13 protein-coding genes are annotated in these 12,675 nt (G+C 45.2%); 11 read left to right on the forward strand and 2 right to left on the reverse strand.

The features are described 5' to 3' along the window. The first annotated feature begins 72 nt into the window (after nucleotides 1-72). Genes ACWA50_RS06805 through ACWA50_RS06855 form a run of 11 tightly spaced genes read left to right on the forward strand, consistent with a single transcriptional unit; the run spans nucleotide 73 to nucleotide 10,446 of the window. Nucleotides 73-1,395, forward strand: coding sequence for a type II and III secretion system protein family protein (locus ACWA50_RS06805; protein ID WP_431051000.1), 1,323 nt, complete (start codon nucleotides 73-75; stop codon nucleotides 1,393-1,395). Further along, entirely contained in the window at nucleotides 1,392-1,922 is a 531-nt protein-coding gene (locus ACWA50_RS06810; protein WP_431051002.1) for a hypothetical protein, read from the forward strand. Before ACWA50_RS06805 ends, ACWA50_RS06810 begins: the two co-directional genes overlap by 4 nt. 27 nt (nucleotides 1,923-1,949) lie before the next feature. After that, nucleotides 1,950-3,065, forward strand: a complete 1,116-nt coding sequence (locus ACWA50_RS06815) for a pilus assembly protein (RefSeq protein WP_431051004.1) — start codon at nucleotides 1,950-1,952, stop codon at nucleotides 3,063-3,065. An 11-nt stretch (nucleotides 3,066-3,076) separates the two neighbouring features. Beyond that, nucleotides 3,077-4,357, forward strand: coding sequence for a CpaF family protein (locus tag ACWA50_RS06820; protein WP_431051006.1), 1,281 nt, complete (start codon nucleotides 3,077-3,079; stop codon nucleotides 4,355-4,357). A gap of 13 nt (nucleotides 4,358-4,370) precedes the next feature. Beyond that, nucleotides 4,371-5,255 carry a type II secretion system F family protein gene (locus ACWA50_RS06825; protein ID WP_431051008.1) on the forward strand — a complete coding sequence of 295 codons (885 nt, stop codon included), beginning with the start codon at nucleotides 4,371-4,373 and terminating at the stop codon, nucleotides 5,253-5,255. Continuing rightward, nucleotides 5,252-6,115, forward strand: a complete 864-nt coding sequence (locus tag ACWA50_RS06830; protein ID WP_431051009.1) for a type II secretion system F family protein — start codon at nucleotides 5,252-5,254, stop codon at nucleotides 6,113-6,115. The genes ACWA50_RS06825 and ACWA50_RS06830 overlap by 4 nt, the downstream gene beginning before the upstream one ends. Then, the gene (locus ACWA50_RS06835; RefSeq protein WP_431051011.1) at nucleotides 6,105-6,872 is read left to right on the forward strand and encodes a tetratricopeptide repeat protein; all 768 of its coding nucleotides are present in this window, start codon (nucleotides 6,105-6,107) and stop codon (nucleotides 6,870-6,872) included. Before ACWA50_RS06830 ends, ACWA50_RS06835 begins: the two co-directional genes overlap by 11 nt. A 26-nt stretch (nucleotides 6,873-6,898) precedes the next feature. Further along, on the forward strand, nucleotides 6,899-7,432 hold the full coding sequence (locus tag ACWA50_RS06840) for a TadE/TadG family type IV pilus assembly protein (protein WP_431051013.1): 534 nt from the start codon (nucleotides 6,899-6,901) through the stop codon (nucleotides 7,430-7,432). Beyond that, complete coding sequence (gene tadF / locus ACWA50_RS06845) at nucleotides 7,429-7,992, forward strand: tight adherence pilus pseudopilin TadF (protein WP_431051014.1); 564 nt, start codon at nucleotides 7,429-7,431, stop codon at nucleotides 7,990-7,992. Before ACWA50_RS06840 ends, tadF begins: the two co-directional genes overlap by 4 nt. 27 nt (nucleotides 7,993-8,019) lie before the next feature. After that, entirely contained in the window at nucleotides 8,020-9,573 is a 1,554-nt protein-coding gene (locus ACWA50_RS06850) for a TadE/TadG family type IV pilus assembly protein (RefSeq protein WP_431051016.1), read from the forward strand. A gap of 24 nt (nucleotides 9,574-9,597) precedes the next feature. After that, nucleotides 9,598-10,446 carry a hypothetical protein gene (locus tag ACWA50_RS06855; RefSeq protein ID WP_431051018.1) on the forward strand — a complete coding sequence of 283 codons (849 nt, stop codon included), beginning with the start codon at nucleotides 9,598-9,600 and terminating at the stop codon, nucleotides 10,444-10,446. 83 nt (nucleotides 10,447-10,529) lie between these two features. Here the strand turns inward: ACWA50_RS06855 and ACWA50_RS06860 are convergent, their stop codons facing one another. Next, the gene (locus ACWA50_RS06860; RefSeq protein WP_431051020.1) at nucleotides 10,530-11,222 is read right to left on the reverse strand and encodes a hypothetical protein; all 693 of its coding nucleotides are present in this window, start codon (nucleotides 11,220-11,222) and stop codon (nucleotides 10,530-10,532) included. Then, nucleotides 11,194-12,549: an amino-acid N-acetyltransferase gene (gene argA, locus ACWA50_RS06865; protein WP_431054313.1), complete on the reverse strand. Its 1,356-nt coding sequence runs from the start codon at nucleotides 12,547-12,549 to the stop codon at nucleotides 11,194-11,196. Before argA ends, ACWA50_RS06860 begins: the two co-directional genes overlap by 29 nt. Nucleotides 12,550-12,675 lie beyond the last annotated feature (126 nt).

Below are 12,675 nucleotides of genomic sequence, written 5' to 3' on the forward strand. Positions count from 1 at the left end.
ATGTCAAGAAATACGTCAACGCTAACGAGAGTTCTAAATCCTATCATTATTTGGTTAGTGCTGTTGTTCTGTATGAATGTTAGTGTCAGTTATGCTGCCAATATTACATTAGCAGTCGGAGAAACCCGCACAATCAAATCTAACGTAAAAATTGATACGATTTTCGGTTCGAACCCGGATATTGCCGATTACGAAATCTTAGATGACTACAGCTATATTATTTATGCTAAAAATGAAGGACGGGCTGAAGTCGGCACTTATAATGAAGCGGGAGAAGTGACGAATAAGGATACGATCACCGTCAATGGATTACTGACGTCAATTAATGATTTAGGTGATACCAATGCGCAAATTCGTGCTCGTTTTCCACAAAGTAAATTATCCGTACAAAAAGTCGGTAAAGCTTATTTAATTGAGGGAGAAGCGGAGTCGGAAGTCGAACGGGAAGAAATTACCCGCATTGTCGGGGAAGCGTTAGGGGCTGGAAAATCGGTGCGTAGTACTAACTTGAATGGTGAAGCCGTACCTTTTTTAGAGAAAGCAGAATATGCCGGTGTGGTTGATCATTCACAGTTTAATGAGACTACGCAGATTAATGTCAAATTGTCAGTGGTGGAGGTGAATAAAGACTTCTCGGAAAGTATCGGCATTAATTGGAGCAACCTCAGCGGCTCGGTGATCGGCGGTTTTACCAGTTTAACCACAAACGCCAACACTGCCAGAGGTGGGTATTATGGCAAAATTGATGCCAACAGTTTTAATGCCTTTATCAATGCGCTGAATAATCAATCCAATGCGCGGATTTTAGCCGAACCGAATGTGTCGATGATCTCAGGCGAAACCGCCAATTTATTGGTGGGAGGGCAAATTCCGTTTGCCAGCCGTGATAAAGACGGCACCACCATTACCTATAAAGATTTTGGGGTACAGCTGGCAGTTGGGGCAAAAATTCAAAAAAATAACCGTATCCGTATGATTTTAGGACAAGAGGTTAGCAGTATTGCCGGTTCGTATAATTATGAAGTGGGCAATGTGCCGTATTTCAACACCCGCCGTTCCAAATCCACGATTGAATTGGCGGATGGCGAAAGTTTTATTTTAGGCGGTTTGCTCAGTTCGGAAGATATTGAGGGATTGTCGAAACTGCCGATTCTGGGCGATATTCCGATTCTAGGCGCCTTTTTCCGCCATGCCACGACCGAGCGACGCAATAAAGAGTTGGTGATTATCGCCACCGTCAACACCGTGCGTCCGTTGAATCGCGAGCAGATCGAATATCCGACTTTTGAACGCACCGGCACGCTAGAACGCTTTTTTAATTTCACGCCGGTGAAAGACGGTTTCCAAAAAACCTTGGCAACGAATTTCTTAGAAAGAGGCGGATTTATTCAATGATCAGTAAAAAACAGAACATATTCCAATGGATTCTGCTAAGTGGCATTTTATGTTTTAGTTTACCGGCAAGTGCGGTTTCCGGTGTGTTTGCCAAGAATAAGGCGGTTGCGCCGTTGCAAAGTGAACATCATGCCGGCGAACGCTTACAGGTGCGGCAGTATGTGCCGTTAAATTATTCCGAGGTGGAATTGCGTAATTTAGTCAACCGCACTTTGCGTGAAGTGGGCAGTCGCAGCGACAAACAAATTTATATTGTGTGGACCGATAAGCAGAGCCAAAAAATGGCGGCTATTTTGAAAAAAGCGCTATTGAAAAAACAGCTTGCCGCCAAACAATTAACGGTGGCGAAAAGCCAATACCGGCATGATATTTATCCGCTGTATATCGAAATTCACAGCTTTGAAGCGCAAACCCAAGCTTGTACGTTGCGTGCGGCGGAACAACGTTTGGATCCTGAGTCACAAGAATTTTGCGCCACCAAAAATAATTCGCGAGCACAATTACGCAATCCGGCAGCCAATCCCTAATCACCAGAATAAACAGGAACAGAGCTTATGTTGTTATCCGGCAACACCACAACGATTTTAAATCCCGGCGCAAAAGAAGTGCAGGTCATTTCCTTGCGCGAAAATGTGCGGCAGGAAATTGCGCAATTGCTACGCACGCAAGGCATGCCGGTGGTGAAAGAGATCGATCAGGATTTTTTCAGTAGTCAGAATTTACAATTCGATGCGGAAAAAATTTCCGGCATTGTAATTGACATTGAACAAATTGATGATGTCGAGTCAACGGTTAACGCCATTTACGGTTTGATTCCGCAAGGGGTATGGTATTGCTTGGTCGGCGATAGCGATTCGATCAGCACCGCACAAACATTTCTAAACCGCGGCGTGTTGTATTTCCATTTCGGTTCGCAAAAAAGACAAATGGTGCGCCAAATTATTTCCGGTTTAAGCGTGCCACGGGTGCGCACCACGATCAATATATCGGTACTGGGCTGCAAGGGCGGTGTTGGTGCGACCTTTCTCAGCGCACAGTTGGCGAATTTGATCGCCGAGAACAAAAAAATTCCGGTGTTGCTGGCGCAGGAAAGTCGCGGTTCGCAGGATTTAGATTTGTTGTTTGACAAGCGAATACAGGCTGATGTGGTCGAATTTAGCGACTTTTTGGATCTGTTCAGCGGCGATTTGCATAAATTAAAAGAGAGCCAGTTAGACAAATACAATTTTATTCTGCATGACCGCCCACTGTTTACCGCGAAAAAAGAGGAATTCACGGCTTATCTGCAAGAGAGTAATAATTTTATTCTGGTGATTGAACGCAAAATGCACGCCATTCGTTTGGCAAAAAGTTTCTTGGAAGAGTGTTCCCGCGCACAACAAGCGGATTCTAAAGCGCGGCGGGTGTTTATCTGCATTAACGATCATCAGGCGGAAACGGCAAAACTGATGGCAACCGCCGATATTGAACGTCTGTTGGGACAACCGGTTGACACGGTGTTTCCTCTATTGAAAAAAACGGCGGGTAAAGTGCTGGCAGTCGATATCGGTAAGGGCGGAAAAAAAGCGCTCACAGAATTGGTGCAAAAATTACTTGGCGCAAACAATAAAGTGCGCCCGAAAAGCAAAAGCCTGTTTGTTTCACTGTTCCGTGCCATCAGCGGAAAATAACGGAGTAAGTGATGTTGAGTTTGGAATTGCAGCGGTTTTTCCGTGCCGAGTTGATGAAAAACATTGATATTGAGAAATTAGACAGTTTCGCCGGCGAGCGCGATAAGTTGATTGATCAATTCCTGCAAGACATTATCCGCATTAGCGCCGAAAGCGAAAAATACCTGAGTGCGCCCGATGCCCGTTTTATGGCGGAAGCGGTGGTCGATGAAATCGAAGGCTATGGTCCGTTGCGCGAATTGATGGAAGACGAAAGCGTCAATGATATTTTGGTTAACGGCCCGGAAAATGTCTGGGTGGAACGTTACGGGATTTTGGAAAAAACCAATAAACGTTTTATTGATAATACCCAACTGACTGAAATCGCCAAACGCATGGTGGCAAAAGTCGGACGGCGGATCGACGACAGCCGTCCGCTGGTGGATTCGCGTTTACCGGACGGCAGCCGTTTGAATGTGGTGATTGAGCCGATTGCATTGGACGGCACGTCGATTTCAATCCGTAAATTCAGTAAATCGAAAAAATCGTTGCAAGAGCTGGTCAATTTCGGCTCGATGACGTTGGAAATGGCGAATTTTCTGATTATTGCCGCGCGTTCGCGGGTGAATATTATTGTGTCCGGTGGTACCGGCTCGGGCAAAACGACCTTACTGAATGCCCTTTCCAGTTATATTTCGCCGACCGAACGGATTTTGACGTTGGAAGATACGGCGGAATTAAAATTGGATCAGCCGCATGTGCTGCGTTTGGAAACGCGGTTAGCCGGGGTGGAACACACCGGTGAGGTCAATATGCAGGATTTGGTGATCAACGCCTTGCGGATGCGGCCGGAGCGAATCATTGTCGGGGAGTGCCGCGGTGCGGAAGCGTTTCAAATGTTGCAGGCGATGAACACCGGGCATGACGGTTCGATGTCGACTTTGCACGCCAACAGTCCGCGTGACGCCACCGCCCGTTTGGAAAGTATGGTGATGATGGCAAGTGCGGCGTTGCCGTTGGAGGCAATCCGACGCAATATCGCTTCGGCGGTAAATTTAATTATTCAGGCTTCGCGCCTGAATGACGGTTCGCGCAAAGTCGTGAATATCACCGAAATTATGGGCATGGAAAGCGGGCAAATTGTGATGCAGGATATTTTCAGTTACGAACCGAGTAAATATCGTGATGAAAACGGCAAAATTACCGGGCGTTTTATTTGCCACGGTTTATTGAGCCGTTCGATTGTGGCGGAGAATGCCAAAGTGTTTAATTTAAGTAACGAGTTACAGAGTATTTTCGGACAGATAGAATAACCGGGCAGGCGGAATGAATTTATATTATCTGATTTTGTTATTCGGCGTATTGTTGATTGTATTCACCTTGCTCAATTGGTTTAAGGTGAAGAAAACGGTCAGCAGTAAAGAGTACCGCACTTCGTCTTTTTTCAGCCGTTGGCTTGATACGGTATCGCTCAGGGTCAGAAAATGGCTGTATTACTTTAGTTTCGGCAAACCGAAAAATATTCCGATTCACGGCGCGGTGCTGTTTTTTATGCTGTTTATTTCCTTGCTGCTCAACAGTAAGTTTCTGAAATTCGATAATTATCTATTTTTGTTTTCGGTGATTGTGGTGTTTATCTATGCCGTGTGGTTTCTAGGCAATAAGCGCAATAAGAAAATATTTGAAAATACCTTTCCGGAAGCGATTCAGGTGATTGTGTCGGCGACGTCGTCCGGTGCCGGTTTGTTACAGGCGTTGGAACGCTGCGGACAAAATATCTACGGACCGTTGGGCAGCGAGTTTCAGCAGATTTACCGTCGTTTAGCGATTGGCGAAGATGCCTCGTCGGTCTTTGCCGACAGCTACACCCGTTATCCGTATAAGGAATATTACTATTTTATTATGATTATCAAGCTGAATTTGGCGCGCGGCGGGCAGATTCGCGAGGTGATTTCCCGTTTGGGCAAAGTGATCACCGACAGTAAAAAGATGGAACAGCGCAAAAAATCGATGACATCGGAAGCGCGAATGTCGGCAATGATCGTTGCTTGTATTCCGCTATCGTTTTTTGTGTTTATGCGTTTTTTTATGACGGAAAACTTCGACTTTGTAATGAATGATCCGAGCGGACGAATCGTATTGTATTACGTGCTCGGCAGCGAATCATTAGGCTTGTTTATTGTCTGGTGGTTGATGAGGAAATCGACATGATTCCGTTTGTGGCGTTTTATCTGGCGTTGATTGCATTCGGCATAGTGGTGCTGGTGATGGCATTTTTTGCCAAACGTAATTTCAGCAAAAATATGCAGATTTTGGTGCAGGACAGTTATCCGTTGTCGCAAGAAAATAAGAAAAAGAAAAAAGAACCTAAAAAATCGCAAAAACAACTGGAAGTGGAGCAGATTATTGCGGCTAACCATACCTTGATTCATTTTCTGTTTACGTTAGATAAAAATGTAAAAGTAAAATTCGGGCTAATTTTTATCATACTGGCGGGCTATTACGTTTTTAGCGATAACAAACGGCTGGAAGATATGATGATTCCGGCGGTTTTGATCATGATCTTTTTTGTGATTTTTCCGGCAATGTTGGGCGGTATGCTGATTAAAGGCCGCCTGAAAAAAATGATGGAGGATTTTCCCGGTTTTATTGATTTGGTGGCGGTGAATCTGCAAGTCGGTCTGAGTATCGAGGCCTCGATCAAATATGTGGCAAATGATTTTAGTACGTTGAATAAAGATTTAGCAGCAGTACTGCTGCGTATGATTCGCAAAGCCGATGTTACGGGTTTAGAGAGCGGTTTGGTGGAGTTGGCGCAATCGCTGCCGACACAGGAAGTGAAGATGTTTTGTACCGTGTTGCAGCAGAGTCTGAATTTCGGCTCGTCGATTTATGCGCATTTGATTCAGCTATCTGCCGATTTGCGTGAAATGCAGCTGTTGGTGATTGAAGAAAAATTGGGCACATTGTCAGCCAAAATGAGTATTCCGTTAATTATTTTTATTATGGTGCCGATTATTATTCTGATTGTTGCACCGGGCTTTATGAGGGTATTTCCAAGTGTACTTTAAAAAAATCATTTCAGTCAGTGTGTTGGCATTATTGTTGGCAGGCTGTGTGAATCCGGCGGCAAATTCCGGCAAAACGCAATACAGCGCACAGCAAATTAGCGAAAAAGAAACCTTTTTTCAAAGCAGCGGTGATTATCGCGGCTTGATTAGCTTATATCGCGATATTTTGAGAAACGGCGAAAACAGCGCAATTCGCTATAAATTGGCGGAAAGTTACTACTACGCCGGCGACAGCAAATCCTCTAATTTTTACTTAGAACCGTTGCTCGGCGGTAATCACGGCAAGCTCAACAAGGATATTTTTCTGTTGAAAATCAAAAACGATATTCAGCTTAAACAATATCAACAGGCGATCGTGCAAGCCGATGCCTATTTGAAACAGCAGCCGCAAGAAGGGCAGGCGTATAACTTGCGCGGCATTGCCTATGCGCATTTGGGCAATTTGGATCAAGCCTATCGTGATGTGATGTCGGCAAGAGAGCGCTTTATTTCCGACAGCGTAGCGGTGAATAATTTAGCAATGCTGAACATTTTGGATAAGCAATACCGTAACGCAGTTAATTTGCTATTGCCGCAATATCTCAACGGTGAGAGGGAGCCGCGTTTAATTCATAATTTGGTGTTTGCTTTGGTGAAAAGCGGCGATTTGGCGTATGCCAAAGATATTATTTTGAAAGAGAAATTGAATACTTCACCGGATTTGTTGATCGGCGCATTGCAAAAAACCGAAAAGAATTCGGATAAAGTCAAACGCTAGCAACGGTTGCGCACGGAGTAGCGGAGATGAAAAGTATAAAGCAATTTTTACGTAGTGTACGAGGCGTTTCAAGCGTTGAATTCGCTTTAACCGTGCCGTTCTTTATTTTGCTGTTGAGCATGGTGTTTGAGCTGGCAAGAATCAGCCTACTCTCCGCTTATTTGGATTTTGCCTTGAGCGAAGCGTCGCGTGAAGCCAAAAATCGTTATCTCGGTAGCGGGGATTATCAACGGATTTTTGAACAAAAATTAAAAGATGAAAAAATTTGGCGGTTTTTAAATGCAGGCGGCACGTTTCAAATTCAAACTGATTATGCCGATGATTTGCGCGCACTGTTACAGAATCGCTATCGTGAGCCGACATTCGACAAAGACGGCAAACCGGTTGCACCGATCGGCTCAAATGCAGGTTTGGCGCGTTATTCGTTTACTTATACCCATAACTCGTGGATTCCGTTGGTGCCGCAGGAATGGTTCACGCCGATTTTTCAGCGTCAAATTGTGGTGGTACAGGAGTATGAACGTTCTTTGTTCCCGTTTGTGTCAGACGGTTTATTGTGATTATTGGAAAACAGCAGGTTGTGATGTTACGGATTAAACGGCGTTTACTGGCTAATCAGCAAGGCTCGGTGAGTATTGAGTTTATCTTTGCCGCCATGTTTTTATTGATTATTTTTGCCTTTATGGTGGATTTGGTTACGTTGCGATCTACCTTAGGCAAATTGGATCGTACCAGCAACAGCTTGGTGAATATTTTGCGTGAAAGAACGCAGTTTTATGCCGGAAGGGCTGAGATTAACGCTCAGGACGCTGCGGATTTAAAAAGTTTAGCGCAGGGGATGTTGCAGTTAAATCAACCGATCGGAATCTTTCTTGAACGTTGGGGAGAAGAGCAAAACGGGGTTATTTCTCTAGGCGATGAGAATTGCCGTCCGGCAGTGAGTTTAACTCGGCAGGCGAACTTATCCCCGCGTTCGGAAATTTCCAATACCCGTCGCATTCCGTTATATCAAGTGACGTTATGTACCGAAACCGGCAGTTTATTTCGGGCAATGCTGCTGGATAAAGAAAACCGAACCAATAATTTTGTGCGCTCTTCTTCGATTGCTGTGAGTCGTTAGGGCTGGGAACGAGTGGAGGTTTAACTAATGAAAATGGTCTCTTGGTTAAAACAACAGCTTGCTATTTTTTGGCAGGATCAGCGCGGCGTGTATATGATTATGGTCGGGCTGCTGAGTTTTGTATTGCTGGCGATCACCGCACTTGCGGTGGATGGCAGCGGTTTATTACTGGATAAAGCCCGTTTAGGCGACAGTATGGAACAAGCCACCATGGCGCTGGCGGCGGAGAATAATTTAAACCGTAATGATGAGCACCGTTTAGATGAGAATTATGCGACTAAGGGGGAGCGGTTAGTCAAAGATGCCTTTTTCTTTAACAACAGCAAGGTACATCGGCGCGATCAAGAGTTGATTAAAGGCTATATCCGCGCCTATATGCCGAATGTGAAATTTTTTCAGGATTTCGATTACGATTGCACTTTCCGCCAATTGAAAGATGACAAAGGCAATATTATCAATACGCCGATTGTGTGCTGGGCAAACGGCGAAGTGAAACGCCCGTCTTGGTTGTTTTTAAATGATGTCAAAACCACCTTTGCCAAAGAGGAGCGGATCAGTTCCAGCGGTATTGCGGCAATTAAACAGGCTTCGGTGATTCCGTTGGATGTGATGGTGGTGGCGGATTTGTCTACGTCGATGAACTGGATTACCACAGAACGGCGTACGCCTTATTATCATAGGGAAGAAAGCAAATTAACCATTTTAAAATCGGTGATGAGTGAAATTTCCGATATTTTGCTTGATACTAATCCGGCAAAAGCCAGCCCGTATAATCGGTTGGGCTTTGTTTCTTTTGCCGTCGGTGCGCAGCAGCTTGGCGACACTGGAAATTGTGTGATCCCTTTTTACGGACGGAATGGCGAAACATCGGATCAAAGTTCAAATGCGATTGTCACTAGAATTAGAAATGGAGATATTGGCGGCTTTTTAAATTATTTTCCGAGATATATTGACTATGATAAAACGATTAACAGTATTCGCTCTTTCGATGGCAAGCAAAAACGCTATCCGTTGCATTATCCGAAAGGGCGGTGGTGCTTGTCTAACAACCGTCAACACAATACGACGCAGGCATGGTTTGGCGTGAAGGATAAAGCGGTGTTGAAATCCGAGTTTAGCCGGTTGTCTGCCTTCGGTGCCACTTTGGTCAGCTCCGGAACATTAATCGGTGCTAATTTGGTTATGGACAAAAATACCAATGTGAATATCGATGAAATCAAGGAAAATACCCAACGGATTTTGTTAATTTTATCCGACGGACAAGACGAGATGACCGGAGAAAATACTTTGGGGGAAAATAATTATCGCAATATTACCAAGAAGCTGATTGAAAAGGGAATGTGTACCGAAATCCGCAACCAGATGAATAGCCTGCAAGATCCGCGTTTCCGTGTCAGACCGAGCCGAATTGCATTTGTGGTATTCGGTTATACGCAAAGTGCGGATCAAGAGGCCGCATGGAAACATTGTGTCGGCGCAACCAATTATTATCGTGCGGACAATAAAACCGAACTACTCAATGTGTTTAAACAAATTATCGGCTTCGAGGAAGAAGTCGGACGACCAACTTTTCAGTTTTAACCAAATCAATTACAAGAGGATATTATGCAGTTATTCAAATCAAAAACCGTGGCACTGGGCGCATTGTTGCTGGGGTTGTTTTCGTTCAATGCCACGGCACAGGACAAAGATTATCGCTATTATGAAAATGCCAAAATCGCGGTGAATTATAATGGCGAGGTCGGCTACCTGTTGCAAAAACTTGCCGATCAAATGAAAGTCGGCTACTTGTCTTATAACGCCGATTCGTCGCAGCCGATTGTGATTAAACAAGCGGAAACGCAAACGCTGAGAGCGTTATTGGACTCCGTCAACGGGCAATTAAAAGGCAATACCGTGCAGTTTGATACCCTTGGCAACCGCACTTTGTTAGTGTTGTCGGACGGCAAAGAACCGATTGTGCGGCAATATATCGGACCGATGGTTTTCGGGGGCGAGCAGCCGCAGCAAAACAATATCCAAGTCACCTTACCTGAAACGAAAAAAGGCGATACGATCGGTGCGGTAGAGGCGAGTGATAATGCAGCGGAAGAACAGTTATCCGAAGCCGATCAAAAAATACGCGAGAAAGAAACCAAGATTATTGACGCGATTATTCAAGAAAGCGCCGATGAAAAAGTGTTGGCTAAATATAAAAAGAAAAAATCGCCCGAATATCGGGCGCTGCCTAACACGCCGTTGTTAGGTTTGGAAGATATTAAATCCACACCGATCAGCACTTTTTTACTGTTTTCACCGGAAACTGATGTCAACGAGTATTCAGTGAAAGGTCCGTTTGAAAAAATCGGCAAATGGGGCAGTGTGATTGCGATTTCACATAAAACTTGGAAAGCGCCGGTTGAAATTCGTGTATTTAACAGCGAAAAAGAAGAATTGCGGCTGCTGAAAAAATAGTCTTTGCTTGTTTGACCGCACTTTTAATTAACCACACTTACCTTTCTATTGTTTAGGTTCTGCTGGTCTGAGCCGCGCTTTGTCTATTTTGTCTTAAAAAAACGAGCATATTGCCGCACCCTGAAATCAAGCGTATTGAATTCGGGATTTTCTGCTTTCAAGCGTTTATATTCCGCCATGCTGCCGACCGCACGGTTTGCCGCGCCGGAGGGGGCGGTGAGGGAAACTGTAGTCAAAGTGCGGTTTTGCCAGTCAAATTGATGAATGCGCGGCACGCTGTCATCAACCAACTTAAGGTGTAAACCTGCGCTTTTTAAATGCTGACGAAACAGATATTCCGGGCCGTTTTTGCTGTTGCCGCCGGTGAACAGCAGAGTGTTGATCCGCGGGTTGTCGCGTAAATAATCCAGCAACGGGCGCAGTTTGATCTGTTGCATTCCCGAATCGGAAGCGTCAATCTTGACGCGGCGGCATTGTTCGACCATATCGCAAATGCCGATGTTATGTTGAATTAAAAAATGCTTACGCTGCTCAACCGCACTTTCACTGTTTTCAAACAGAAAATCAATGGCGAAAATTTTTCCCAAGATTAACCAAAGCTGCCCGTCGCGGCTGCCGTAGCAAAAATCCACATCATCGGGTTTGAGCAAGCCTTGTGAAAAGCGTGGCGGCGGCAGCGTGCCGACAATCAGCTTGTCGGCAGTTGCCGGGATAAAAGGCGGATAGGGATGTCGGTGTAAAAACACGTTAGCTGCGCTCACTGCGGTGATGTTCACCTTCCTGCAAATTTTGAATCAAAATCTTGGATTTGCGCTGATAGTTGTAGTGTTCGCGTTTGTCTTTCGGCAAGTCGTCCACCTCGGCGATTTTGAAGCCGCGTTCTTGGAACCAATGCACGGTGCGGGTGGTCAGCACAAACAGTTGTTTGATTTTCAATTTGCGGGCGCGTTTTTGTAATTCTTCCAACAGGATATCGCCGCGCGAGGAATTGCGGTAATCCGGGTGCACCGCCACACACGCCATTTCCGCCATGCTTTCTTCCGCATACACATTCAAGGCGGCACAGGCGATCACCACGCCGTCGCGTTCGATAATGGTGTAGTTGCCGATTTCCATCTCCAACTGTTCGCGTGAGCGTTTCACCAAAATCCCTTGTTGTTCGAACGGTTGAATCAAAGCCAGCAAACCGGCGATGTCTTGAATGGTGGCGAGGCGAACGGTTTCCGAACTTTCCATCGACACCTGTGTTCCGATCCCGTCACGGGAGAACAATTCTTGCAACAACGTGCCGTCCTCTTCGTAATTCAGTAGGTGGGAACGCTTAATTCCGGCACGGCTGACATCAATCGCCGCTTGTAAAAAGCGCGCTTGCGAGCTGTGATAATGCCCGTTTTCGATTAACTCATGCAGATGAACCGCGGCACGTTGCGGGAATAAATCGGCGATAATCTCGCCGTTTTCATCACGAATACCGTCATCGGCACAAAAGCCGATCAGTTTTTCCGCATTCAGTTTAATCGCCACTTGGGTGGCAATATCTTCAAACGGCATATTGAAATTTTCACCGGTCACCGACGCGCCGATTGGGCCGAGCAACACAATCGCGTCGTTATCCAACTGTTGCTTAATCGCTTTGATATCAATGCGACGGATTTTGCCGCTCAACAGATAATCCACACCGTCATCAACCCCAATCGGTTGGGCGATCACAAAATTGCCGCTAACCACATTGATACTGTTATTGCTGTGATTGCCGGCGTTAAAGGTGCGCACCGACAGACGGGCGCTGATGTCGAATTGCAGCTTGCCGACCACCTGCTTCACCAACTCTAAGGTTTCGACATCGGTGACGCGAATATTTTTATGATAGACAGGATCGATATTATGCGCTTGCAAGATTTCGTTGATTTGATGACGCACGCCGAACACCACCACCAGCTTGATACCTAAACTATGTAATAGACTAATATCATTGATAATATTAATGAAGTTTTTTGAAGCGATGGTATCGCCGTCGAGCATAATCACAAAGGTTTTATCACGGTGCAGGCTGACGTAAGGCGTGGATTCTCTGAACCATTCGACTAATTCGGTATCGCGTATCATAATCGTCCTATCTAAACTGATTATTGAATAAATATGTTATTATTTTGCATTTTTAATCAGATTAAGCAAGCAAAATAAGTAAATCCGTTCTTTGCCGACCACACTTTTCCCGTTTGCCATGGC

This window comes from Testudinibacter sp. P17/SS/0325, from assembly GCF_053570765.1.